The sequence below is a fragment of the Flavobacterium ammonificans genome, from assembly GCF_020886115.1.
GTDB classification, from domain to species: domain Bacteria; phylum Bacteroidota; class Bacteroidia; order Flavobacteriales; family Flavobacteriaceae; genus Flavobacterium; species Flavobacterium ammonificans.
The window spans coordinates 2,375,735-2,400,183 of sequence record NZ_AP025185.1 but is presented as its reverse complement, the minus strand read 5'-3'; the positions used below and the strand labels follow the sequence as shown (position 1 = coordinate 2,400,183).

At 34.9% G+C, this 24,449-nt stretch carries 23 protein-coding genes; 14 read left to right on the top strand and 9 right to left on the bottom strand.

The features are described 5' to 3' along the window. Window positions 1-68: 68 nt before the first annotated feature. The 6 genes from LPC20_RS10675 (at window position 69) to LPC20_RS10650 (ending at window position 5,403) form a co-directional block, all read left to right on the top strand. Complete coding sequence (locus tag LPC20_RS10675; RefSeq protein WP_229325238.1) at window positions 69-992, top strand: ABC transporter ATP-binding protein; 924 nt, start codon at window positions 69-71, stop codon at window positions 990-992. Window positions 993-999: 7 nt separating this feature from the next. Beyond that, window positions 1,000-2,316: an ABC transporter permease gene (locus tag LPC20_RS10670; RefSeq protein WP_229325236.1), complete on the top strand. Its 1,317-nt coding sequence runs from the start codon at window positions 1,000-1,002 to the stop codon at window positions 2,314-2,316. 74 nt (window positions 2,317-2,390) lie between these two features. Further along, window positions 2,391-3,554: a sigma-54-dependent transcriptional regulator gene (locus tag LPC20_RS10665; RefSeq protein WP_229325234.1), complete on the top strand. Its 1,164-nt coding sequence runs from the start codon at window positions 2,391-2,393 to the stop codon at window positions 3,552-3,554. A 38-nt stretch (window positions 3,555-3,592) separates the two neighbouring features. Beyond that, window positions 3,593-4,234, top strand: a complete 642-nt coding sequence (locus LPC20_RS10660) for a DEAD/DEAH box helicase (RefSeq protein ID WP_229325232.1) — start codon at window positions 3,593-3,595, stop codon at window positions 4,232-4,234. Window positions 4,235-4,371: 137 nt separating this feature from the next. Further along, window positions 4,372-4,590, top strand: a complete 219-nt coding sequence (locus LPC20_RS10655; protein ID WP_229325230.1) for a putative signal transducing protein — start codon at window positions 4,372-4,374, stop codon at window positions 4,588-4,590. An 18-nt stretch (window positions 4,591-4,608) separates the two neighbouring features. Continuing rightward, the gene (locus tag LPC20_RS10650) at window positions 4,609-5,403 is read left to right on the top strand and encodes a Cof-type HAD-IIB family hydrolase (protein ID WP_229325228.1); all 795 of its coding nucleotides are present in this window, start codon (window positions 4,609-4,611) and stop codon (window positions 5,401-5,403) included. A gap of 48 nt (window positions 5,404-5,451) precedes the next feature. On the opposite strand, the gene LPC20_RS10645 is transcribed toward LPC20_RS10650, so the two are convergent. Next, window positions 5,452-5,754, bottom strand: a complete 303-nt coding sequence (locus LPC20_RS10645; protein WP_229325226.1) for a GIY-YIG nuclease family protein — start codon at window positions 5,752-5,754, stop codon at window positions 5,452-5,454. A 336-nt stretch (window positions 5,755-6,090) separates the two neighbouring features. Between LPC20_RS10645 and mtaB the strand changes: the two genes are divergently transcribed. The 3 genes from mtaB to LPC20_RS10630 are packed head-to-tail and all read left to right on the top strand — an operon-like array spanning window position 6,091 to window position 9,085. After that, entirely contained in the window at window positions 6,091-7,419 is a 1,329-nt protein-coding gene (gene mtaB, locus LPC20_RS10640) for a tRNA (N(6)-L-threonylcarbamoyladenosine(37)-C(2))-methylthiotransferase MtaB (RefSeq protein ID WP_229325224.1), read from the top strand. A gap of 43 nt (window positions 7,420-7,462) precedes the next feature. Next, a complete protein-coding gene (locus LPC20_RS10635) occupies window positions 7,463-8,836 on the top strand; it encodes an MATE family efflux transporter (protein WP_229325222.1) in 1,374 nt (457 codons plus the stop codon). A gap of 21 nt (window positions 8,837-8,857) precedes the next feature. After that, a complete protein-coding gene (locus LPC20_RS10630) occupies window positions 8,858-9,085 on the top strand; it encodes a hypothetical protein (RefSeq protein ID WP_229317172.1) in 228 nt (75 codons plus the stop codon). 1 nt (window position 9,086) lies between these two features. On the opposite strand, the gene meaB is transcribed toward LPC20_RS10630, so the two are convergent. From meaB to LPC20_RS10590, 8 genes are all read right to left on the bottom strand, one after another. Next, window positions 9,087-10,175, bottom strand: coding sequence for a methylmalonyl Co-A mutase-associated GTPase MeaB (gene meaB, locus LPC20_RS10625; RefSeq protein WP_229325220.1), 1,089 nt, complete (start codon window positions 10,173-10,175; stop codon window positions 9,087-9,089). Between the two features lie 49 nt (window positions 10,176-10,224). After that, on the bottom strand, window positions 10,225-10,806 hold the full coding sequence (locus LPC20_RS10620; RefSeq protein WP_229325219.1) for an NUDIX domain-containing protein: 582 nt from the start codon (window positions 10,804-10,806) through the stop codon (window positions 10,225-10,227). Window positions 10,807-10,811: 5 nt separating this feature from the next. Beyond that, window positions 10,812-11,828, bottom strand: a complete 1,017-nt coding sequence (locus LPC20_RS10615) for a cellulase family glycosylhydrolase (protein WP_229325218.1) — start codon at window positions 11,826-11,828, stop codon at window positions 10,812-10,814. Window positions 11,829-11,909: 81 nt separating this feature from the next. Continuing rightward, entirely contained in the window at window positions 11,910-13,181 is a 1,272-nt protein-coding gene (locus LPC20_RS10610) for an adenylosuccinate synthase (protein WP_229325215.1), read from the bottom strand. Between the two features lie 42 nt (window positions 13,182-13,223). Continuing rightward, the gene (locus LPC20_RS10605; RefSeq protein ID WP_229325213.1) at window positions 13,224-13,679 is read right to left on the bottom strand and encodes a Fur family transcriptional regulator; all 456 of its coding nucleotides are present in this window, start codon (window positions 13,677-13,679) and stop codon (window positions 13,224-13,226) included. Window positions 13,680-13,752: 73 nt separating this feature from the next. Beyond that, window positions 13,753-15,975 (bottom strand): RelA/SpoT family protein, encoded by a 2,223-nt coding sequence (locus tag LPC20_RS10600; protein ID WP_229325211.1) that lies wholly within the window; start codon window positions 15,973-15,975, stop codon window positions 13,753-13,755. A gap of 82 nt (window positions 15,976-16,057) precedes the next feature. After that, window positions 16,058-16,843, bottom strand: a complete 786-nt coding sequence (locus LPC20_RS10595) for a TrmH family RNA methyltransferase (protein ID WP_229325210.1) — start codon at window positions 16,841-16,843, stop codon at window positions 16,058-16,060. A 6-nt stretch (window positions 16,844-16,849) separates the two neighbouring features. Then, window positions 16,850-17,533: a cell division ATP-binding protein FtsE gene (locus LPC20_RS10590; protein ID WP_229325208.1), complete on the bottom strand. Its 684-nt coding sequence runs from the start codon at window positions 17,531-17,533 to the stop codon at window positions 16,850-16,852. Between the two features lie 169 nt (window positions 17,534-17,702). Here LPC20_RS10590 and LPC20_RS10585 point away from each other — a divergent pair, with 169 nt between their 5' ends. The 5 genes from LPC20_RS10585 to LPC20_RS10565 all read left to right on the top strand — a co-directional run bounded on the left by LPC20_RS10585 (window position 17,703) and on the right by LPC20_RS10565 (window position 24,443). Beyond that, entirely contained in the window at window positions 17,703-20,714 is a 3,012-nt protein-coding gene (locus LPC20_RS10585) for a tetratricopeptide repeat protein (protein WP_229325205.1), read from the top strand. A 28-nt stretch (window positions 20,715-20,742) separates the two neighbouring features. Next, a complete protein-coding gene (locus LPC20_RS10580; RefSeq protein ID WP_229325204.1) occupies window positions 20,743-22,521 on the top strand; it encodes a TonB-dependent receptor in 1,779 nt (592 codons plus the stop codon). A 12-nt stretch (window positions 22,522-22,533) separates the two neighbouring features. Further along, a complete protein-coding gene (locus LPC20_RS10575; protein WP_229325203.1) occupies window positions 22,534-22,986 on the top strand; it encodes a hypothetical protein in 453 nt (150 codons plus the stop codon). 240 nt (window positions 22,987-23,226) lie between these two features. Further along, complete coding sequence (locus LPC20_RS10570; protein ID WP_229325202.1) at window positions 23,227-23,538, top strand: helix-turn-helix domain-containing protein; 312 nt, start codon at window positions 23,227-23,229, stop codon at window positions 23,536-23,538. Then, complete coding sequence (locus LPC20_RS10565; RefSeq protein ID WP_229325201.1) at window positions 23,535-24,443, top strand: DNA adenine methylase; 909 nt, start codon at window positions 23,535-23,537, stop codon at window positions 24,441-24,443. Before LPC20_RS10570 ends, LPC20_RS10565 begins: the two co-directional genes overlap by 4 nt. The last annotated feature ends 6 nt before the right edge of the window (window positions 24,444-24,449 follow it).

The window sequence follows — 24,449 nt, the reverse complement described above, 5'->3', positions numbered from 1 at the left end:
AACTATTTAGGTACTAATTCTGTACTTTTACACAACCAAGTTTAAAGTGACTAAAATCAAAATTAAGAATGAGTAATTTACTTGAAGTTAATAAAATAGTGAAGCAATACGGCGATTACGTAGCGCTAAACGAAGTTTCTTTATCAGTTCCTAAAGGTAGTATTTACGGCTTGTTGGGACCCAATGGAGCGGGAAAAACCTCGCTAATTCGCATCATCAACCAAATTACTTTACCTGATAGTGGTGAGATTATTTTGGATGGTGAAAAATTACAACCCAAACACGTGCAGTATATTGGCTACCTTCCAGAAGAAAGGGGTTTGTACAAAAGTATGAAAGTTGGGGAGCAATGTTTGTATTTGGCACAAATGAAAGGTTTAACCAAAGCCGAAGCCAAAAAACAACTCGATTATTGGTTTGACCGATTGGGAATTCAAGGGTGGTGGAATAAAAAAATACAAGAGCTTTCTAAAGGGATGGCGCAAAAAATCCAATTTGTAGTTTGTGTGTTGCACCAACCCAAATTGTTGATTTTTGACGAACCATTTTCAGGCTTTGACCCTGTGAATGCCAATATCATTAAAGACGAAATTTTAGCATTGAAAGAACAAGGTTCGACCATTATTTTTTCGACACATCGAATGGAAAGTGTAGAGGAATTATGTGATGATATCGCTTTGATTCATCAATCCAATAAATTGATTGAAGGGAAATTAGATGAGGTGAGAAAGCAATTTAGAACCAATAGTTTTGAAGTAGGTATTCTTTCAGACAATGTAGAAGGTTTGATGTATGATATTACCCAAAAATTCACTTTGGCACCAGCCCAATTTAAGTCGTTGAATAATGAATTAAAATTAGAAGTTCAGCTAGGAAATGCAAGTCCAAATGAGTTGTTGCATATTTTAACACAACGCGGACAAGTAACCCATTTTATGGAAAAAATCCCGAGTGTAAATGATATTTTTATTCAAACAGTAACCAATAAATAATAGCCAAATGAGCATAATTTCATTAATTATTAAAAGAGAGTTTATTGCCAAAGTGCGCAATAAATCCTTTATTGTAATGACTTTTTTAAGTCCGTTACTATTTGTTGGTATCGCTTTGTTTGTAGGTTATTTGAGTTCTATGAAAGCGGATACGAAACAAATTGCCATTCATGATGAATCGGGTCGGTTTGTCAACGAATTTTTAGCAAAAAATAAACCGTCTGAAGAATACAACTACATTGATTTAACGGCGGTTGCTATAGATACTCTTAAAAAGAGTATCGTTGACGAAGCTTATGAAGGGGTTTTGTTTATTCCAAAAACAAAAGACAATGCAACGTTAGAAAACCAAATTCAGTTTATTTCGAACGAAAGTCCAAGTATTTCTTTTATCGAAAAAACGCAAGAAATTATTGCTAAAAAAATGACTTTGACTAATTTAGAAGAAGCGCATTTGGACACCTTAGCCATTCATCAAGCGGAAGCCGATGTTACTATTAATTTGAAGAAAGCCTCCGGAGAACAAAGTTTGAAAGGCTTGAACGAAATTAAAATTGCTATTGGTGGTGCATTTGGTTATTTGATTATGATGTTTATCATCATTTATGGAAATATGGTGATGCGTTCTGTTATTGAAGAAAAAACCAACCGAATTATCGAAATCATTATTTCATCGGTAAAACCGTTCCAATTAATGATGGGGAAAATCATTGGAACTTCATTAGCGGGAATTTTGCAATTCTTTATTTGGGCTATTATTGGTTTAAGTTTGTTGTTTTCGGCTTCGGTATTTTTAGGGGCCAATGTAGGAGCGACGAATCAAATCCCGCCCGAAATGATGCAATCAGCACAACAAGAGATGGCTAGTACGGCTCAAATGTATATTGCTGAAATATTGAATTTACCTATCGCGACGATTTTAAGTTGCTTTGTTATTTACTTTATTGGAGGTTACTTTTTGTATAGTTCGTTTTACGCTGCTATTGGAGCGGCCGTAGATAACGAAACCGATTCGCAACAATTTTTATTACCCATTATTATGCCTTTGGTATTAGGTGTTTACATTGGATTTTTTACTGTAGTAAACGATCCACACGGCACCGTAGCTACTGTTTTTTCAATGGTACCCTTGACTTCACCTATTGTGATGTTGATGCGTATTCCGTTTGGCGTACCTTTGTGGCAAATTGCAATATCTATTGTTATTTTATTAGCAACCTTCTTTTTAGTAGTTTGGTTTGCATCAAAAATTTACCGTGTAGGAATATTGATGTACGGTAAAAAACCAACTTGGAAAGAATTGTATCGATGGCTAAAGTATTAATGTGTAGTAGTTTAAAAGGTTATAAGTTTAATAGTTTAACCAAATAACCAAATCAACACATAACCTGTTCAAAAATGAGTAAAATATTAATCATAGAAGATGAAGCTGCTATCCGAAGAGTTTTAGTAAAAATTCTTTCGGAAGAGAATACGACTTATGTTGTTGAAGAAGCCGAAGACGGTGTTGCGGGTTATGAAAAGATAAAAAATACGGATTACGATCTGGTTTTGTGCGATATCAAAATGCCAAAAATGGACGGTGTCGAATTACTCGAAGCGGTCAAAAAAATAAAACCAGAAATTCCTATGGTTATGATTTCAGGTCATGGCGATATGGAAACTGCAATCAATACTATGCGTTTGGGTGCCTTTGATTACATTTCAAAACCACCCGATTTGAATCGGTTGTTGAATACCGTTAGAAATGCCTTGGACAAAAAACAATTGGTAGTCGAAAATAAAATTCTGAAGAAAAAAGTCAGCAAGAATTACGAAATGATTGGCGAAAGCGAAGCCATAAATCATATCAAATTGTTGATTGAAAAAGTAGCGCCAACCGAAGCCCGTGTTTTGATAACTGGTCCTAACGGTACTGGAAAAGAATTGGTAGCGCATCAATTACACGAGAAAAGTGAACGTGCTAATTTCCATTTGGTAGAAGTGAATTGTGCCGCCATTCCATCAGAATTGATAGAAAGCGAATTGTTTGGTCATGTGAAAGGCGCTTTTACTTCGGCGGTGAAAGATCGTGCAGGTAAGTTTGAAGCGGCTGATAAAGGAACGATTTTCTTAGATGAAATTGGTGATATGAGTCTTTCTGCTCAAGCCAAGGTATTACGTGCTTTACAAGAAAATATGATTACGAGAGTGGGTGCTGACAAAGACATCAAAGTCGATGTGCGTGTGGTAGCGGCAACCAACAAAGATTTGAAAAAGGAAATTGCCGAAGGGCGTTTCCGCGAAGATTTGTACCATCGATTGGCGGTGATTTTAATCAAAGTGCCCGCTTTGAATGATAGGAGAGATGACATTCCGATGTTGATTGCTCATTTTGCAGACAAGATTGCTTCAGAGCAAGGGACCACAATTAAGACGTTTTCAAAAACGGCTATTCAGTTATTGCAAGAATACGATTGGACAGGAAATATTAGAGAATTACGCAATGTAGTGGAGCGGTTGATTATTCTAGGAGGAAATGAAATTTCAGAGAACGATGTGACATTATTTGCGAGTAAATAAATAGAAAACCAGTGAAATTTCGCTGAGAAAAATAGAAGATGAAATTAAAAAAAATAAACGAAGCCCTTCAAAATGCTTTAATTGAAAAAGGTTTGACCGAAGCCAATGAGTTGCAACAAGAAACATTTTCTACGATTAAAAGTGGGTCTGATTGTTTGATTGTGGCTCCAAAAGGAAGTGGAAAAACAACTACAATTGTCCTTAATGTGATTCAGCAATTAGCGGGAAAACAAGAAGAATCGCCACGGGCGCTAATCATTGTTGAAGATAAAGCGAAGGTACTGGAAATGGAAGCTTTGTTTGAAGAATATGGTAAATATGATCCGTTAGAGGTATACGGAGTTCATGACAAAGGAGATACGGATTATGATAAAAATTACATCTCTACAGGTATTGACGTATTGATTGGCACACCCAATAAATTGAATGATATGTTCTCAACTGCGGGTTATAATGTCAATCGTTTGAAGATGTTTATTTTAGATGATGCTGATCCTATTTTGAAATTGCGTCACGAAACTAAAATCATGCGAATTTCGAACAGTATAGCCAAAACACAACGCATTATTTTTACTGAGCAATACACGGAACGTGTGGCTATTTTGGCCGACAAAATGTTGTTGGAACCCTATGAGTTTGACTTTGAAGAAGACGAAGAGAACGAAGAAAGCGAAGAGTAATAAGATTTTATGCCACAGATTAGTATGATTAAAATGATTGCATAATTGGATTTTATATATTTCACTTTGATTTTGGAAGCAAAATCATTTTAAATCCTGTAATCAGTGGCGATTATATAATTAATGAAAAAAAGAATATGGGATTAATGAAAGTGTTTTCTGGAAGCGAAGTTTTAGCAATGGGCTTGCAGGAAAAATTAGAAGAAGCGGGAGTGACTACAATGAAGAAAGACAATATACAATCGGCACGATTGGGAGGGTTTGGCAATGCTGATTTAGCGGTGGAATTGTTTATCCAAGAAACCGATTTTGCGAAAGCCAATCCGGTGATTGAGGAATTCAGAATGAGTATTTAATTTCGAAATCGAGTTGAGATGAAATACAAAATGCTGGTTTTGGACATGGACGACACCTTGTTGACCGATGACCATACCATTTCTGAAGAGAATAAAAAAATGTTGGCTCAAGCCAAAGGTTTGGGAGTATATATTGTTTTGGCTTCTGGAAGGCCAACGCCGGCTATGACGGGGTATGCCAAAGAATTAGAATTGGACGATTCCTATATGATTTCGTATAACGGTGCGGTGATTACCGATTTATCCAATGATGAGGTGATTTTTGAGCAAACATTGACTCAAGAACAAATTCATGCTTTGTACGATTATAGCGTGCAGCACAAAACCCATATTATCACTTATGTCAATAATCAAATTGTGAGTGAAACCGACTCTCAATATATTGATATTGAAAAAAATATTACGGGTTTGGCTCATAATAAAGTACCTGATTTTAAAGCCGAAGTGCAATCTTCAGCTATTAAATGTATTTTGTTGGAAGATCCTGAGTATTTAAAAAATGTTGAAACCCATTTAAAACAAGCCATGCCGCATTTGAGTGTGTGTATGTCCAAGCCTTTCTTTTTGGAAGTAGCACAAAATGGTATTGACAAGGCAGCAAGTATTAAATTCTTAGCCAAGAAATTGAATATTCAACAACAAGAAATTATTGCAGTGGGCAATGCTGGAAACGATTTAACCATGGTGGAATATGCCGGTTTAGGCGTTTGGGTAGATAATGTAACACCTGAATTGCGTGATCGTGCCGATGTTATTGTGGCTTCGAATAACGATCATGGAGTGGCTGAGGTGGTGAGACGGTTTATTTTGTAGTCATTGCTAACGCAGTCCGTCATTGCGAGGAGGCACGACGAAGCAATCTCATCCAAACAACCCAACAATTTCTTCATACAAATCATTCCATTCCGCATTTACGGAATTGATGATTGCTATTTTTTTAGCTCTTGAACCTGCTTTGATTTGTTTTTCTCTACTTATGGCATCGCCAATTATTTGAAAAGCTTCATAATACACTAATTTATTGGCATTATATCGTGCAGAGAATGAGCCTTGGTATCTTTTAACTTGATGCTCTTTGATTCGTTTCGGTAAATTTGAAGTTACTCCTGTATAGAGAACGGTGTGGTTTTTATTTGTAATAATATAAATAAATCCGGGTTTCATAGGGGGCTAAGGTTTAGATTACTTCGTACTTCGTTCTCGCAATGACGAGTGCAACAATGACGTGAACTAATACAAGTTTAATCAAAATATTATATAAATACAATAGATTGCTTCGTCGTGCCTCCTCGCAATGACTTAATAAGACATAGTTTTATATGTTGTTTTTTGTACGTATTTTTGTCCCGCGAAAGGGATAACAGCGGCATCCTTTTATAGTTGACTGAGGTTCTCGAAGACAACTATAAAAGATACAGCGAATAGCCCGACCACAGGCTTGAAAAAACGTATTTTTTAACCAGATTGCTTGCCTGGGGTTTCGCCCAAAAAATCAAAAGAATGTCAGAAAGAAAAAAAGTAGCTTTTTATACGCTGGGTTGTAAACTGAATTTTTCGGAAACTTCTACTATTGCACGTAATTTACAAGACGAAGGTTTTGATCGTGTGGATTTTGAAGAAGTGGCAGATATGTATGTGATTAATACCTGTTCTGTGACTGAAAATGCCGATAAGCAGTTCAAGCAAGTGGTGCGAAAAGCGATGAAGTTGAACGACAAGGCTTTTGTGGCTGCGGTGGGTTGCTATGCGCAGTTGAAACCAGAAGAATTAGCAAATGTAGATGGAGTGGATTTGGTTTTGGGTGCGACAGAGAAATTCAAGTTGGCGGATTATGTAAACGATTTGTCTAAGAATGATTTTGGCGAAGTACATTCGTGCGAGATTGCCGAAGCGGATTTTTATGTTGGCAGTTATTCTATAGGCGATCGAACCCGTGCTTTTTTGAAAGTACAAGACGGTTGCGATTACAAATGTACCTATTGCACAATTCCTTTGGCAAGAGGTATTTCGCGAAGTGATGCCTTAGAAAATGTATTGCAAAATGCTAAAGAAATTTCGGAGCAAAACATCAAGGAAATTGTGTTGACCGGAGTGAATATTGGCGATTATGGCAAAGGCGAATTTGGGAATAAAAAACACGAACATACTTTTTTAGATTTGGTGCAAGCTTTGGACCAAGTAGAAGGCATTGAACGATTGCGAATTTCGTCAATCGAACCGAATTTATTGAAAAATGAAACGATCGATTTTGTGTCCAAAAGCAAGACTTTTGTACCTCATTTCCATATTCCATTGCAATCAGGAAGTAATGCGATTTTGAAGTTGATGAAACGCCGTTATTTGCGTGAAGTGTATACCGACAGAGTCAATCAAATCAAGGAAGTGATGCCTCACGCCTGTATTGGTGTGGATGTGATTGTAGGTTTTCCAGGTGAAACAGAAGAACATTTCTTAGAAACCTATCATTTCTTGAACGAAATGGATATTTCCTACTTGCACGTGTTTACGTATTCGGAGCGAGACAATACTGAAGCAGCGGAAATGGGCGGCGTTGTTCCTGCCAATGAGCGTGCTAAACGCAGTAAAATGCTTCGTGGATTATCGGTAAAAAAACGTCGTGCTTTTTATGAAAGTCAGTTGGGAACGGAAAGAACCGTTTTATTTGAAACTGAAAATAAAGAAGGCTATATTCACGGATTTACTGAAAATTATGTCAAAGTAAAAGCACCTTGGAATCCTGAATTAGCCAATACCTTACACAAAATTCAGTTGACACATATTGACGAAGACGGCAGTGTTCGTGTTCAGTTTGTGGAAACTTTAGCCTAACTATAATCAAAAGGCATCAGCCTTTCAAAACCCTTAATCTATTTTGAAATTAGCTACCTATACCAAAGAGTTTTCTTATAATATTAAATTAGCTTACCCTATTATTTTAGGAATGTTGGGCCATACCATTGTTGGAATTGTAGATAATATTATGGTTGGAAAATTAGGTCCAACCGAATTAGCGGCTGTATCACTAGGAAATAGTTTTGTTTTCATAGCTATGTCTTTGGGAATTGGTTTTTCAACTGCAATTACACCTTTGGTAGCCGAATCAGATGGAAGAAATGACGTCGCTGGTGGTCGTTCGGCATTTCATCACGGATTGTATTTATGTACAATTTTAGGTGTGGCTTTATTTACGTTAATTTTCTTTTCAAAACCACTGATTGCTTTCATGGGACAACCCGAAGCTGTTGTGGAAATGGCTAAACCCTATTTAGATATTGTAGGTTTTTCATTGATTCCTTTAATTATGTACCAAGCGTACAAACAATTTGCCGATGGTTTGAGTGAAACCAAATATTCAATGTGGGCAACTATTATTGGAAATTTAACCAATGTAGTTATCAACTATTTTTTAATTTACGGAATTTGGATTTTTCCAAAATGGGGTATCGTTGGGGCTGCAATTGGTACTATTGCTTCTCGTTTTGTGATGCTTGGATTTATGCATTATATGATGAACTTAAAACCGAAGTTTCATCCTTATTTTAAAGGATTTAGTTTAAAAGAAATCAAAAGAGAAGTGAATTTGAAGATTATAAAATTAGGAATGCCTTCTGCTATGCAAATGTTTTTTGAAGTGGCTTTATTTACTGGTGCCATTTGGCTATGTGGAATGATTGGCACTACAAGTCAAGCAGCAAATCAAATTGCGTTGAGTTTAGCTTCTCTTACTTTTATGTTTGCAATGGGATTAAATGTTACAGCAATGATTCGAGTAGGTAATCAAAAAGGACTTGGAGACTATCAAACACTTCGAAAAGTTGCATTGTCAATTTTTTTGTTAACCATACTAATTGAAATTGTGTTTGCCCTATTATTTGTGGTTTTGCATACAGTATTACCTTATATTTTTGTTGATTTATCCGACTTAAATAATTTAGCAGAGAATTTAGAAGTAATCGCAATTTCTTCTAATTTATTACTTGTTGCAGCTGTTTTTCAGATTTCTGATGGTCTGCAAGTTGTAGTTTTGGGAGCGCTTCGTGGTTTACAAGATGCAAAAATCCCTATGTATATTACATTTGTGGCCTATTGGGTTATTGGTTTCCCAATTTCAATCTATTTGGGTCTAGCAACCGAATTAAAAGCTGTTGGGGTTTGGATAGGACTTTTAGCTGGATTAACAGCGGCAGCTTTATTTTTGTATATTCGCTTTACGACAATTTCAAGACGATTAGTCAACGAGAATTAAATTTTAAATTATAATTACAATATGGAATTACCAAAATTTTTATTAGGTGATAATACCGACTTTCCAGATGATATTTTCATCATCCATTTAGATTACCCTCGATTCATCATTAATTTGAAAGACGATGAGGTGGAGTTTATGGAAGAAGCAGAAGACTTAGATGAAGCAGAACTGAATGCTGAAATGGAAGCTTTAATTGTTGAAGCCAACGAATTTTATGACCGAGAAATTGGTCGATATGAAGAATAAATTATTTTTTAAAATACTTTTCCAATAATAAGCTAGCGGCTGCAAAGGGTGAAATTTCATCATTTTGCACCGCTTTTTTTGTAGACTCTAGCTGTTGTTGAATTTCTGGATTGTTGTAAAAATTCGATTTCAATTGGTCGTTGATGGTTTCTAACATCCAAAACTGGTTCTGATTTTGACGCTTTTCAAAGAAATAAGAATTCGATTGAGTTAGGTTTAGGAATTCTGTTATAGTGTTCCAAACTTCAGGAATCCCTTCAGATGTGATGGCGCTACAAGTAGTTGTTTTGGGTGTCCAACCTGATTTTTTTGCAGGAAATAAATGCAAGGCTCGATTGAATTCGACTTTGGCAAATTGTGCTTTTTTGATATTGTCTCCGTCGGCTTTGTTGATCACAATCGCATCGGCCATTTCCATAATACCGCGTTTGATTCCTTGAAGTTCATCTCCAGCTCCAGCAATTTTTAGGAGTAAAAAGAAATCAACCATACTATGAACTGCAGTTTCACTTTGACCAACACCAACCGTTTCTATGATGATCGTGTCAAAACCTGCGGCTTCACATAATGTTATAGTTTCACGAGTTTTTCGCGCTACTCCTCCTAAGGTTTCTCCAGAGGCTGATGGACGAATAAAGGCGTTAGGATCTTTAACTAATTCTTCCATTCGGGTTTTATCTCCCAAAATACTTCCGTGACTAATGGTGCTACTTGGATCAACTGCCAAAACAGCAACTTTCTTACCAAGACTTGTTAAGTGTTTTCCAAAAGCTTCAATGAAGGTACTTTTTCCAACACCTGGAACTCCTGTAATACCAATTCGTACCGATTGATTCGCATGAGCCAAACAACTATTGATAATGGTATTGGCTTTTGCCAAATGAATCGGATTGATACTTTCAACCAAAGTAATCGCACGACTTAAAGCGGTAATGTTTCCAGCTAGAATTCCCTCAACGAGTTCCTCTGCTGAAGGTTGTACTTTTCGAGAAAGTTGGATATGTTCCACAGATTGACTACTGATGCTTTCGGGTTGCGAAATACCAGCTTTTTCTTTTAATGCCGAAGAATGTACTTTTTTAGAAGTCAATGCAAAAGGATTTGAAGAGTAAAAATACTAAAATATACTTGCGCCTACTTTACAATCGTAAATTTATTTTAGCATATTGTAGTAGCATAATGGTTTTAGCATCCGTAATTTTTCCAGAAGCAATCATTTGGTACGCTTCATTAAATGGATATTCGAGTACTTCGATATTCTCGTGTTCTTCGGCAAGTCCGCCACCTTCTGAAACTTTCATTTCGGGTTGGTATTCACCAATAAAAAAATGTAAAATTTCAGTAACTGCTCCAGGTGACATATAGGATTGAAATACTTTTTTTACTGACGAAAGTCGGTAACCCGTTTCTTCCTCTGTTTCTCGAATGATGCATTCAATCGGATTATCTTTGTCTAACATACCAGCGCAAGCCTCGATTAGCATCCCAGAGCTATTTCCATTTAAATAGGTTGGTAGTCTGAACTGTCTTGTTAAAACCACTGTTTTTTTAGCACTATTATACAACAAAATTACAGCTCCATTGCCACGGTCATATACTTCTCTAACTTGAGTTTCGGGAACGTCTGAGTCCTTGTTATAGTCAAACGTTACTTTGTTTAAGATATACCAATTATCAGAAAGTAACTCGGTTTTTTGAATTGTTATTTTTGGGTTTTTCATCTAGTTTAAGGTTGTGGATTTCTAGCTTTAAGAGCTAAGTTTTTATAAGTCGTTCCCCAATTGTTATTGTTGTTATTATTAGGAAGTCCATCTCGAGTCATTAATGCATCTTGATCGGACTCGTCTTTTTTCCAAACCCAAGCACAAACCGAAATTCCTTTGTCATAAATCAAGTTTAAAAACGGATCGGGATTCATTAAAACACCTGCATTCATGGGTGCTGTTTCACCTATAATAATTGGTAGCTTATTTTGATTCAATGCATTAAGTCTGTTATTAATTTTAGAAGGAGAATCTAGCAACCACTTTTCATAGGCGTGAATGTCAAAGAGAATATTGGATTTGCCTTCAAGAAATTCTTTACCTTTGTTTAGTAAAACGCTTTCATCTTGACCTTGTTCCGCACACGGTATTATCACAATATTATTATTTCCAGTTCCACGGATTATTGTAGTTAGCTCGTTCATATTTTGTAACCAAATTGCATCCGTATAACCATCAGCACGATCATATCTGTAAGGTTCGTTCCAAACTTCAATCCAAACATCATTTTGATCTTTAAAATGAAGCGCCCATAATCTCAGTTTGGATTTGTATTCTTCCCACCAATAAGTGTTTTTTGGAGATTTCCCAGTAAATAATGTAGCTGAATTTCCATCCCAACCAAAAGCACAAATCCAACTTATTTTATTTTGCTTTCTATTTTCATCAACTATATTTTGTAACGAATAAATGTATTTTCCATTGCTATCTTGAATTGGAGGTCCTGAAAGAGACGTTTCTTTGGTGTTGCCAATAAATTCTCTTGCAATGTCTAGATTCCAAGAATTCATATCGGCACTTCCGGCACTGAATACATGAAAAGTATTGGCACCAATGAGTTGGATGTTTTTGGAATTGTAGGTGATTTTAGCATTGGTTATTTGATAGCCTAAATTGCTATTACTTTCGCTTTCTTCTTTTTGGCATGAGCCAAAAAAGAAAAGTAAAACAAACGATTTGAGAATGAAATAGCGGTACATCACAAGAAATCAATTTAAAAAGTAAATGTATGCTTTTTATAAAAAAAAAACGCTCTGAATTTTCAGAGCGTTTTTAATTATTTATTTCAGTATCGTTTGTCTTCTGTCTGGTCCAACAGATACAATTTTAATAGGTACTTCAACTTCTTTTTCGATGAACTCAATGTACTCTTTTAATTCTTTTGGTAATTCATCGTAAGTAGTCATACCAGTTAAATCGGCTTCCCATCCTTTGAATTCTTTATAAATTGGTGTTACATTTTCTTCTTCAATGTTGTAAGGGAAATGACTGATTTTTTGTCCTTTGTAATTGTACTCAGTACATACTTTAAGGGTTTTAAATCCAGAAAGAACATCGCCTTTCATCATCATCAATTGAGTTACGCCGTTAACTTGAATTGCATATTTTAATGCAACTAAGTCCAACCAACCACAACGTCTTTGTCTTCCGGTTACTGAGCCAAACTCATTTCCAACTCTCGCCATTGTAGCCCCGTCTTCGTCAAAAAGTTCTGTTGGAAAAGGACCACTTCCTACACGAGTAACATAAGCTTTGAAAATTCCGTATACTTCTTTGATTTTGTTAGGAGCAATTCCTAAACCAGTACAAGCGCCTGCTGCAGTTGTATTAGATGAAGTTACAAATGGATAGGTTCCAAAGTCAACATCTAATAATGATCCTTGAGCACCTTCGCACAAGATTGATTTTCCTGCTTTTTGCGCTTGGTGTAAATATTCTTCACTATCAATGAAATCTAATTTTTTCAATTCTTCAATAGCTTCAAAGAACTCTTTTTCCATTTCAGCTAAGTTGTATTGAATAGCCACATCGTAGAATTTGATCATTTCTTCGTGTTTGTCAGCTAACGCACGGTATCTTTCTTTGAAATCAGCTAATTCAATGTCACCTACACGAATTCCGTTTCTACCGGTTTTATCCATATAGGTTGGACCAATTCCTTTTAAAGTAGAACCAATTTTGGCTTTACCTTTGGCTGTTTCAGAAGCAGCGTCTAATAAACGGTGCGTAGGTAAGATTAAATGCGCTTTTCTAGAAATTATCAATTTGCTTTTGATATCAATATTGAATTTTTCTAATCCTTCAATTTCTTTTTGAAAAACTACTGGGTCAATAACAACTCCGTTTCCAATGATGTTGATTGCAGTTTTATGAAAAATTCCAGAAGGAATGGTTCTAAGAACGTGTTTAATGCCGTCAAATTCTAATGTGTGTCCTGCATTTGGTCCTCCTTGAAAACGGGCAATGATATCGTATTTTGAAGTTAAAACATCGACAATTTTTCCTTTTCCTTCATCTCCCCATTGTAATCCTAGTAGTAAATCTATGGTCATTATATTGTATTTGTGTTGTTGTGTTTAGTATTATAATTTAATTTAATTATTTTTTTTGGTGGCATAGAAATACAAAGAATGATTTGAAATTTCAATATCGAAAATTTCTTCTATTGTTTTTTTTATGGTTTGAATTCGAGGATCGCAAAATTCAATTACTTCGCCAGTATCGGTCATGATTATATGGTCGTGCTGTTTGTCAAAATACGATTTTTCATAATGCGCTTGATTTTGACCAAATTGATGCTTTCTAACTAGAGCACAGTCCAAAAGTAATTCTATGGTATTGTAAAGCGTAGCCCTACTGACACGGTAGTTTTTATTTTTCATTTTGATGTATAGATTTTCTATATCAAAATGGTCTTCATTTTCATATATTTCTTGCAGGATTGCATAGCGCTCAGGTGTCTTGCGATGCCCGTTATTTTCAAGATACATTGTAAAAACGTTTTTTACAGTCTCTTGATTTTTGGAATTATTTGAAGCTATAAGTGTCATGGTTGCAAAGATAATTTATTTTGTAAGATCTGTCTAAATCAGTTGATAAGTTTGTCAATTGTTGAAAAATATTTTACGAAGTATAAATCCTAATTACTTTATCCACTCCTTCAATTTTTTTGATATTGAGTATTAATTTTTTTAGAATAGTGTTATTTTGAACAATTACGGTTACTTGGCCTTCAAAAATTCCAGCTTCAGTAGATAGCGATATACTTTGGATATTGACATGCATATTATTTGATATCACTTTAGTCAATTGGTTGGTCAAACCTAACGAGTCCATTCCTGTAATTTTAATGATAGCTTTGAATTCCTCTTGACTTGAGTCAATCCATTTGGCAATCATAATTCTGTAGGCATAGTTAGATTGTAAACCAATAGCATTTGGACAATCGCTTTTATGAATTTTAATACCTTCATTTACCGTAACAAAACCAAAAACTTCATCTCCTGGAATTGGGCTACAACAAGGTGAAAATTTATAATCTAATTTATCATGTTCTTTACCAAAAACTAATGTGTCATAATTAGTACTTATTACTGGCTTATTTACATCTTCATTGGAATGCGTGTTGTTAGATCTTTTGATTTTATTTTTAAAGAAACTTAAAAATTTATTGCTCTTTTGAGAGGCAAAATCTTTGAGTTGTTGATTTTCAATGGCGCCAATTCCTATTCTATAAAATAAGTCCAAACTAGTTTTGAGCTTGAAAAAATTAACTAATTCGTTAACAGTTTTTTCGTCTAAGTTTATTTTAAGGTGTTTCAGTTTTCTAGTCAACAACTCTTTTCCTTCTTCGCCAATTTTTTTAGTGTCCTCATTTAGGACATTTTTAATTTTTGTTTTAGCCCTTGCAGTGGTCACGTAATCTAGCCAATGAGAAGTTGGTTTTTGATTAGGAGAAGTAATCACTTCTACTTGGTCGCCACTTTTTAATTCGTAGTTTAAAGGTACAAGTTTTCCGTTGACACGTGTTCCGCGGGTACGAACACCAATCTCTGAATGTATTCCAAAAGCAAAGTCAAGAGAGGTGGCACCTTTGGGTAATGATTTAATGTCTCCTTTTGGAGTAAAAACAAAGATTTCTTGCGAATATAAATTCATTTTAAAATCTTCAACAAAATCTACCGCATTGGTTTCGGCATTTTCTAATGCCTCGCGTAGTAAATTTAGCCAAATATCTAATCCGCTTTCTTCTGTAGCTCCATTTTTGTATTTGTAATGCGCTGCATACCCTTTTTCGGCAATTTCATCCATGCGTTCGCTTCGAACTTGAATTTCTACCCAGCGGCCTTTTGGGCCCATGACGGTAATGTGTAAGGCTTCATAACCAGTTGATTTTGGTGACGAAATCCAATCACGCAAACGACTTGGACTCGGACGATAGTGGTCTGTAACAATAGAATATATTTTCCAAGCTAAAAATTTCTCGTCATGAGGATTCGATTTATAAACAATACGCAAAGCAAATTTGTCGAATACTTCGTCAAAACTAACTCCTTGTACTCTCATTTTTCTTCGTATAGAGTAAATGGATTTTGGCCTGCCTTTAATTACAGCTTCAACTCCTTCAGTTTCTAATGAAGCTTTTAAAACGTCAGAAATATTTTTTATGTAGTTGTCTTGTTCTTCTTTGGTTTCTTTTATTTTACTAACAATATCGTGGTATACAGCCGGCTCTGTATATTTTAATCCTAAATCCTCTAACTTTGTTTTGATATTATAAAGACCTAATCGGTGCGCCAAAGGAGCATAGATATATAAAGTCTCTGATGCGATCTTTGTTTGCTTGTCTTCTCGCATAGATCCCATAGTTTGCATATTATGCAAACGGTCAGCGAGTTTGATTAAAATTACTCGAACATCATCGTTGAGAGTTAAAATCATTTTTCGAAAATTCTCCGCTTGGATAGACGCATTTAAATCTTTTTGGACTAAAGATATTTTGGTCAACCCTTCCACCATTTGAGCTACTTTCGGATTGAATAGACGTTCGATATCTTCAACAGTAATGGGAGTATCTTCAACAACATCGTGCAATAAGGCTGCTGCAATAGAGGTAGCGCCTAAACCTATTTCTGAAGCCACAATTTTAGCCACCGCAATAGGATGGAAAATGTAAGCTTCTCCAGATTTTCTTCTTTGATCTTTGTGAGCGTCAACAGCCACGTCAAAAGCTTTCCGAATCAATTTCTTATCACTATCCGTTAGTGTTTGGTAACTAATTCGGAGTAATTCTTTGTATTCTTGGGCAATGGCCTTATTTTCTTTCTCAATATCTATTTCTGTCATAGTAGCCGCGGTTCAATTTCTAAAATTAGAAAATAACGACCAATTACACAAGTGAAATTTGAGAATAATTTTAAGAAAGAATTTAAAAACCTCTTTGTCTTTTGGCTTCAAAAATTAAAATAGCAGCAGCGACAGATACATTCATAGAATCAATTTCGCCTTGCATCGGAATGATAATATTTTTCTTGGCTGCGTCTCGCCATTCTTGGGATAATCCAGTCGCTTCTGTTCCAACAACTAATGCCGTTGGGGTAGTGTAGTTTTCTTTATGGTATTCGTTTGAGTTTTGTAATGTAGCGCAGTAAAAGTCAATTTTATTGTCTTTCAAAAAAGCGATGATTTCAGGAGTTGTTCCTGTGGCAATTTGATTAGTAAATAAACAACCTACACTTGAGCGCACAATATTAGGATTGTATAGATCGCTTTTGGGATTAGCAATAATCACTGCATCTAAATTTGCGGCGTCAGCGGTACGCAATAACGCACCAATATTTCCAGGTTTTTCAGGAGCTTCGGCAACTAAAATCAATGGATTTTCAGATAGTTTTAAATCGGTTAAAAGAGTAGATTTAGTTTTGGCAACGGCCAAAATTCCTTCGGTAGTGTCTCTGTAAGCCAGCTTTTGAAATACCTCTTTATTGATTTCTATTAATTCGGCTGTAGGAGCCATTTGTTGTGCTTCTTTTTCGGAACAAATCTCAGGTAAAAAAAGTACAGTTTCGATTTGGTAACCGCCTTTGATAGCAATACTTATTTCGCGTTGTCCTTCTATTAAGAAAGCCCCAGTTTGCTTACGTGCTTTTGCTTTTTCCTGCAATAACACCAATGATTTGATGAATGGATTTTGTAAAGAGCTAATTTGCTTCATTTTGAATTATGCTGTTTTTTGAACTACTTCAAAAATTTTAGCATCTTCACATTTCAACGTTTTAAATGGGAATTTAACTAATAATGCGTAATCGTGAGTTGACATTAATACTGTTTTTCCATTCTCATTAATTTTACGAAGTACTTCTAAAACTTCAGCACTAGTTTGTGGATCCAAGTTACCTGTTGGTTCATCGGCTAAAATTAATTCGGGGTCATTTAATAAGGCTCTTGCAATAGCTACACGTTGTTGTTCTCCGCCTGAAAGTTGGTGCGGCATTTTAGTAGCAAAATCTTTCATTCCCACTTTATCTAATACTTCATCAATTTTTTGAAGCATTTCAGGAGTATCTGTCCAACCTGTTGCTTTCAAAACAAAAAGCATATTGTCTTTTACAGAACGATCAGGTAATAATTTAAAATCTTGAAAAACAATTCCGATTTTTCTTCTCAAAAAAGGGATATCATCTTCTTTTAAAGTAGCCAAATCAAAATCTACAATATGTCCTGCACCTTCTTTAAGTTCCAAATCGGCATACAAAGTCTTCAATAAACTACTTTTCCCTGAGCCGGTTTTGCCAATTACATAAATGAATTCGCCTTGCTTTACTTCAAGGTTTACATCAGATAAAATGACTCTTCCTTCTTGATATATTGTTGCGTTTCTTAAAGATAAAATGGATTGTGACATAATTTGCATTTGTTTAAGTGGTAAAAGTAATTATCAATTGCCAAATTTCAAGTATCAAACCCTAATTTTTTTTATTTTTTTGTTAAAACATTTGTTCATAATAAAAACGGATAGCTGTTCGTTATAAAGGGTATAAAACGATACATTTGAATTTTAAACAAAAATCACAATGCGTATACTTTCTGGGATTTTATTCACCCTATTTTTTTGTGGAACTTTTTCGGTTTCAGCTCAAAAGTCATCCATATACAATTCCAATTTAAAAGAGTATGAAACTGCGGTTTCTCTTTTCAATGCGGGGCAATTTGGGAATGCTAAATTGGTGTTTGATCGTTTAAATTCCGGTTCACTCCATCCAGAGTTACAATCTGATTTAATGTATTACACGGCAATATGTGCGATTCGCGAACGCCAACCCAATGCAGGTGTTTTGATGGAGCGATTTATAAATAATTATCCAACGAGTACCAAGAAAAATACGTCTTATTTAGAAATTGGGCATTTTTATTTTCAACAAGAGAATTATGAAAAAGCATTGACTTGGTACGATCAAGTAGATGAAATGTATTTGGCCGCTAGCGAAAGCGAGAAATACAATTTTCAAAAAGCATATAGTTTTTTTATTACCAAGAACAAAAAAGAGGCTACGACTTATTTTAATAAAGTTGTAGAAAGTGAAAATTACGGATCGCAAGCCAAATATTATTTGGGTTTTATGGCTTATGAAGGTGATGATTATAAACAAGCTACCAAGTATTTTGATGCAGTATCCAATGAGGGAAAATACAAGGAACGCATGTCCTATTACCAATCGGATATGAATTTTAAATCAGGAAACTTTCAAAAGGCTATTGATTTAGGAGTTGCAGCACTACCAAAATCTTCTGTTGAAGAACAATCAGAACTGAATAAGATTATTGGCGAAAGCTATTTTAATTTAAAAGATTATGCCAAAGCAATCGACTATTTAAAGTTGTATGAGGGTAAAAATGGAAAATGGACGAATACTGATTTTTATCAATTGGGATTTGCATACTATCAGCAAAAAGAGTTTCAGAACGCAGTATCTCAGTTTAACAAAATTATTGACGGTAAAGATTTTATTGCGCAAAACGGCTTTTACCATTTAGGACAAAGTTATTTGAGTTTAAATAAGAAACAAGAAGCGCTAAATGCTTTTAAAAATGCTTCTGAAATGGATTTTGATAATTTATTAAAAGAAGAATCGAGTTTGAATTATGCGAAATTGAGTTACGAAATTGGAAATTCGTATGAGAGTGTTCCTAAAATTTTACTTTCTTATTTAGAACAGTTTCCTCAAAGTTCAAGCGCATCTTCCATCCGAAAATTGCTAGTTGATTCTTATATTTCTTCAAAAAACTACAAAGGAGCGTTGCTTATTTTGGAAAAAAATGAGAGTCAAGAGAATAAATTGGCCTATCAAAAAGTTCTTTTCTACAGTGGATTGCAATCTTTTACAGATGGAGAGTATCAACTAGCTTTACAACAGTTTGAAAAAGCGATTGGTCAACAAAAAGATGCTTTTATAACTGCTAGAGCTACGTTTTGGAAAGGAGAAACTCAATTTGTATTAGATGATTTTAAAAATGCCTTGTTGTCATTCAAACAGTTTCTTACTTATAGCGAAGCAACAACAACTCCTGAGTTCAGCAATTGCAATTACAATATTGCTTATGCGTATTTTAAAATGAAAGAGTACGATCAGTCAGGAAATTATTTTCAAAAACAAATTGAAAAAGGCACAGACAAAGTGCGTTTGAATGATGCCTATTTACGCCTTGCTGATTGCCGCTTTGTAACATCCAAATACGGTTCGGCTATGGAGGCTTATGCCAAAGTAATTGAGCAAAAAAGTGTGGATGCGGATTATGCGCTTTATCAACGAAGTTTGTCTTTTGGTTTCATTGGAAAAAATGATAAAAAAATCGAAAGTCTAGTTTCGTTTTTAGAGCAGTATCCAAAATCAGAATACCGCGATGATGCTTTATTTGAATTAGGGAATACGTATGTCACTTTAAACAAAGATGATCAAGCAATAAAAACTTATGACCAATTAATCGTAGAATATGGAAACGGTTCGTTTGTTTCAAAATCAATATTAAGACAAGGTCTAGTGTATTACAATGCAGAGAAAGATGAAAAGGCACTGGCGAAATTCAAAAAGGTAGTAGCTGATTTTCCAAAATCTTCCGAAGCATTAGAGGCGGTATCAACTGCCCGTTTGATTTATGTAGAAAATGGAAAAGTAGATGAATATGCTGCTTGGGTAAGAACATTAGATTTTGTAGCTGTAACTGATGCCGATTTGGATAATGATACCTACGAGTCTGCAGAAAAGCAATACCAACAAAGTAATACTTCTGAAGCGATTAGTGGTTTCGCTTCTTATTTAACTGTTTTTCCAAAAGGAATTCATGCTTTACAAGCGCACTTTTATTTGGGGCAATTGCGTTATGCAACTGGTTTAGAGGAAAAAGCAGCAACTAATTATGACTATGTTATTGCAGAGCCTCGTAATGAATTTACTGAGCCTTCATTGGTTCGTTTGGCTCAAATTGTATTGAAATCAAAGGAGGTTGATAAGGCAATAGTAGTTTTAACTCGAATTGAGAACGAAGCGGATTTGCTATCCAACAAAACATTTGCGCAAGCAAATTTGATGAAATTGTATTACGATAAAAAAGACTATGCTAATGCTGTTGTGTATGCAGAAAAAGTGTTGGATAATCCTAAAATTGAAGTTGATGTAAAAAATGATGCGCAAATTGTAGTGGCTCGATCCGCAATGGAGACTGGTGATGAAGCCAAAGCTAAGGCAGGTTATGAAAAATTGATTTCATCTCAAGGAGAGTTAGGAGCAGAGGCCTTGTATTATGAGGCTTATTTCAAAAATAAAGCAGCTAACTATGAAGAATCGAATGCATCAGTGCAACAATTAGCAAAAAATTATTCTGATTATAAATGGTATGGTGCCAAAGGTTTGTTGTTAATGGCATCCAATTTTTATGCTTTGAAGGACAGTTACCAGGCTACATTCATATTGGAAACCATTATTAAAAATTTTTCTGAATATCCTGAAATTGTGTCTAAAGCGCAAGCAGATTTAGATACTATTAAAGTAGAGGAGTCAAAAACAAATTCATCTATAATTAAAGAATAGCTATTTCATTATATAATACCCACTCATTATGATAAAAATTTTTCAAAATACAGTCTTTTATTCTTTTGCTTTATTATTTGTTCAATTTGGCGTAGCACAGAAAAAAAACGAAAAAATAAGAACTGAAGAAGTTAATGTGGTAAAATCATATACTCCAACAATTTCTGATGCTTTTAAAATTAAAGAGACACCTGCTTTGAATGACGAAGTTAACTCGGCTAAAGAGACTGTGAAATATAGTATTTTTTCTTTTCCAGTGGCATCTACTTTTACTCCTTCAAAAGGAGGTGCTGAAAGTGTTGAGAAAGAAGAATTAGGACGTTTTTATAAAAGTTATGCTACATTGGGAGCTGGTAATTATGGAACCATAAATGCCGAGTTATTTGTTACTCAAGATTTAAATTCAGAGGAATATGTGGCGGGTATGTTTCGCCATTTGTCTTCTCAAGGCGGAATTAAAGGTGTGGATTTAGATAATGCATTTTATGATACTTCTTTGGATCTAACTTATGGAGCAGAGGCTAAAGAGTTGTCTTGGAATGTGAATTTAGGGTACCAAAATCAAATCTATAATTGGTATGGATTACCAACGGCTTTTATGAATTTGATTTCCCCTACAACAAAGACTAGTTTGATTAACTCGATTGATCCTAGACAGGTTTATAATACGATTGCTTTGGATTCCAAAATAGAGTTTAACGAAAGTATTTTGGAAGCAGCAAGCTTCAGGTTTGCTCATTTTTCAGATGCTTTTGGTTCATCAGAAAATCGATTCTATGCCAAACCCTCATTTAAGTTCAACGCTTTTGGCAAAGAAATCAAGTTAAATGCTATCGTAGATTATTTAGGCGGTCAGTTGGATGAAAATTATACAAAAACCAATTTGAATCCTATTGAATATCGTTTCACCAATTTCGGAATTTCTCCTAGTTATGAATTAGAGAAAGACGATTGGACTATGCGTTTGGGTGTGGGAATGTATTATAGTTTAGGCGGAAAAAGCAGTACAAATAAGATGTACTTCTATCCGCAAGTTTCAGCCTCACACAAAGTAGTGGGAGATTTAATGATTTTTTATGCTGGAGCAGAAGGGGGCTTGGATCAAAACTCGTATTTGAATTTTGTAGATCAAAATCCGTTTCTATCGCCAACTTCTATTATAAGTCCAACAGACAGAAAATATGATGTTTTTGCCGGTTTAAAAGGTAAATTGGCAGCTACAATTAGCTACAATATTAGAGGTTCATACAGCAATGAAAATAATAAAGCCTTGTTTAAAAGCAATGATTTCTCTGCTGAATTGACTAACCAGCCGTATGCTTTTGGAAACTCACTTCAAGTTGTTTTTGATCGAGTTAAAACAGCTCGCCTTTTTGGAGAAATAAAAGCAGATCTGTCTGAGGCTTTGCGTTTTGGAGCCAATGGGACAATCGCTTTTTACAATACAGAATCACAAGAAGAGGCGTGGAATTTACCGGCGATACAATTGAATGCGAATGTAGATTATACTATTAATTCCAAATGGTATGCTGGGGCAGATGTATTTTTTGTAGGTTCACGAAAAGATTTACAAATTAATAGAGATATCGCTTATATTCAAATTTACCCGCCAGTTTATAATAACGCTCCAACTACCTTAAAATCGTTTGTGGATTTGAATGCTCATTTAAGTTACAAACACAGCGAGCGATTGACTGGTTTTTTGAAAGCCAATAATATTGCCAATCAGATGTATGAAAGATGGTTGAATTTTCCTGTTCAAGGTTTTCAATTGGTAGTGGGAGCGAATTATAAATTTGATTTTTAATGCTATTGAATTTTGAGCACTTTTAAAGAAAAAACGCACCACTATTATTTGCAATTAGTTCAAGATCGAATCGATGTCTTTCGGGATATGATTTCGGCTTTGACTGAAGATTCTAAAAACGATGCCAAAGGTTCGGCAGGCGATAAGCATGAAACGGCTTTGTCGATGATGCATATCGAACAAGAAAAACTAAACCACAAACTGAGCGAGGTCTTAACTCAAAAAGCCATTTTAGATAAAATCGATCCTTTAAAAGTGTTGGACACGATTGCTTTAGGAAGCTTGGTTAAAGCAAACGGAATTTTTCTGTACTTAAGCACTGCTTTGCCAAAAGTAAGTATCGAGGGAATTAACGTCATTGCTTTGTCGCCACAATCGCCACTTGGCGCTAAGTTGATGGGAAATCAAGTTGGGTTTGCTTTTGAGATTAATGGCACCCGCTATTGTATTGAAAGTGTTGAATAAAAACGTTAAGCTCAAAATTACTACCAACGCAGAACCTTCACTTGTAAGGAAAAATAATTATATTTGAAAACAATAAAGAAGCCAACTAGCGCCAATCTTCCCTATATTGGGTGTATATGCGAAAGTTTGTTTCGCATATATACAAGTTATGCCTCACCCTAAAAGACGACCGTGCTAAAAATAAAATGACGACAGAAAGAAAAAATAATTATATTTGCCAAATAATGTCAATACTAAATTATGTCAACAATCTTTGGAAATAGAATAAAGACTCTTCGAGAGGAGAAACAAATCCCTCAACGACAGTTGGCTGCTGCTTTAGAAATAGACACAGCAACATACTGTAAGATTGAAAAAGGCGACAGACGGGCAAAGAGAGAACAAGTAACTATTCTTTCAGAATTGCTTGAAGTTGATTCAAAAGAGTTAATTCGTTTATGGTCGGCAGACAAAGTTTATGACATTATTGCCGAAGAAGAAGAAGCAACGCAAATTTTAAATGTAGTTGCAGAAAGCATTGTCGAATATAAACGAAAAACTGCGAAAATATGAAACCACTCGTAAAATACAGAGGAGGGAAATCTAAAGAAATTCCCCATTTGATTAAACATATTCCGCAGTTTAGCGGGAAATATATTGAGCCATTTTTTGGAGGAGGTGCGTTATTCTTTCATTTAGAACCCAAGAAAGCAATCATTAACGATATTAACTCAAAACTAATTTCATTTTATTTAGGTGTAAAAGACAATTTTGAACTTCTCAAAACTGAATTATCAGAAATCGAAAAAGTTTATGCAACAAATCGCAAAAAGTTTGAAGAGTTGAAAAGCAAAACACCAAATGAACGTGTAGATGACGAAAACGAACCTCTTTATTACCAAATCAGAGATATGTTCAACGATTTGACAGAAAAAAGGTATTCAGAAGCTTTGCTATATTTCTTCATCAACAAAACAGCATATTCGGGAATGATTCGCTATAACTCAAAAGGAGAATTTAATGTACCATATGGAAGATATGCTAACTTAAACACTTCTTTGGTTACTAAAGCACATAACAACCTACTTAATAAAACAGAAATTTACAATCTTGATTATTCAGAAATATTTAGAATGGCAGATAAAGATGATTTTATGTTTTTAGACCCACCGTATGATTGTGTTTTTTCAGATTATGGTAATGTTGAACACAAAGACGGATTTAATGAAAGAAATCACATTGAGTTAGCCAATCAGTATAAGCAACTTAAATGTAAGGCACTTATGGTTATTGGAAGAACACCATTAACAGAAAAGTTATATGGTGAAATGATTGTTGACGAATATGAAAAATCTTATGCAGTGAATATTAGAAATAGATTTAAATCAGAAGCAAGCCATATTTTGATTTCAAATTACGGTAACGTTGCTAAAAAACATTTCCCACAACTAGAATTTGAAAAAGAATTAGCACTATAATAAATT

What these genes read in the sequence shown, in the direction of transcription:
- LPC20_RS10565 (WP_229325201.1), top strand. Translation starts at nt 23,535, where the DNA reads ATGAAACCACTCGTAAAATACAGAGGAGGGAAATCTAAAGAAATTCCC.
- LPC20_RS10665 (WP_229325234.1), top strand. Translation starts at nt 2,391, where the DNA reads ATGAGTAAAATATTAATCATAGAAGATGAAGCTGCTATCCGAAGAGTT.
- LPC20_RS10570 (WP_229325202.1), top strand. Translation starts at nt 23,227, where the DNA reads ATGTCAACAATCTTTGGAAATAGAATAAAGACTCTTCGAGAGGAGAAA.
- LPC20_RS10660 (WP_229325232.1), top strand. Translation starts at nt 3,593, where the DNA reads ATGAAATTAAAAAAAATAAACGAAGCCCTTCAAAATGCTTTAATTGAA.
- LPC20_RS10605 (WP_229325213.1), bottom strand. Translation starts at nt 13,679, where the DNA reads ATGACACTTATAGCTTCAAATAATTCCAAAAATCAAGAGACTGTAAAA.
- mtaB (WP_229325224.1), top strand. Translation starts at nt 6,091, where the DNA reads ATGTCAGAAAGAAAAAAAGTAGCTTTTTATACGCTGGGTTGTAAACTG.
- LPC20_RS10630 (WP_229317172.1), top strand. Translation starts at nt 8,858, where the DNA reads ATGGAATTACCAAAATTTTTATTAGGTGATAATACCGACTTTCCAGAT.
- LPC20_RS10645 (WP_229325226.1), bottom strand. Translation starts at nt 5,754, where the DNA reads ATGAAACCCGGATTTATTTATATTATTACAAATAAAAACCACACCGTT.
- LPC20_RS10670 (WP_229325236.1), top strand. Translation starts at nt 1,000, where the DNA reads ATGAGCATAATTTCATTAATTATTAAAAGAGAGTTTATTGCCAAAGTG.
- LPC20_RS10620 (WP_229325219.1), bottom strand. Translation starts at nt 10,806, where the DNA reads ATGAAAAACCCAAAAATAACAATTCAAAAAACCGAGTTACTTTCTGAT.
- LPC20_RS10600 (WP_229325211.1), bottom strand. Translation starts at nt 15,975, where the DNA reads ATGACAGAAATAGATATTGAGAAAGAAAATAAGGCCATTGCCCAAGAA.
- LPC20_RS10650 (WP_229325228.1), top strand. Translation starts at nt 4,609, where the DNA reads ATGAAATACAAAATGCTGGTTTTGGACATGGACGACACCTTGTTGACC.
- LPC20_RS10590 (WP_229325208.1), bottom strand. Translation starts at nt 17,533, where the DNA reads ATGTCACAATCCATTTTATCTTTAAGAAACGCAACAATATATCAAGAA.
- LPC20_RS10655 (WP_229325230.1), top strand. Translation starts at nt 4,372, where the DNA reads ATGGGATTAATGAAAGTGTTTTCTGGAAGCGAAGTTTTAGCAATGGGC.
- LPC20_RS10615 (WP_229325218.1), bottom strand. Translation starts at nt 11,828, where the DNA reads ATGTACCGCTATTTCATTCTCAAATCGTTTGTTTTACTTTTCTTTTTT.
- LPC20_RS10580 (WP_229325204.1), top strand. Translation starts at nt 20,743, where the DNA reads ATGATAAAAATTTTTCAAAATACAGTCTTTTATTCTTTTGCTTTATTA.
- LPC20_RS10675 (WP_229325238.1), top strand. Translation starts at nt 69, where the DNA reads ATGAGTAATTTACTTGAAGTTAATAAAATAGTGAAGCAATACGGCGAT.
- LPC20_RS10585 (WP_229325205.1), top strand. Translation starts at nt 17,703, where the DNA reads ATGCGTATACTTTCTGGGATTTTATTCACCCTATTTTTTTGTGGAACT.
- LPC20_RS10610 (WP_229325215.1), bottom strand. Translation starts at nt 13,181, where the DNA reads ATGACCATAGATTTACTACTAGGATTACAATGGGGAGATGAAGGAAAA.
- LPC20_RS10595 (WP_229325210.1), bottom strand. Translation starts at nt 16,843, where the DNA reads ATGAAGCAAATTAGCTCTTTACAAAATCCATTCATCAAATCATTGGTG.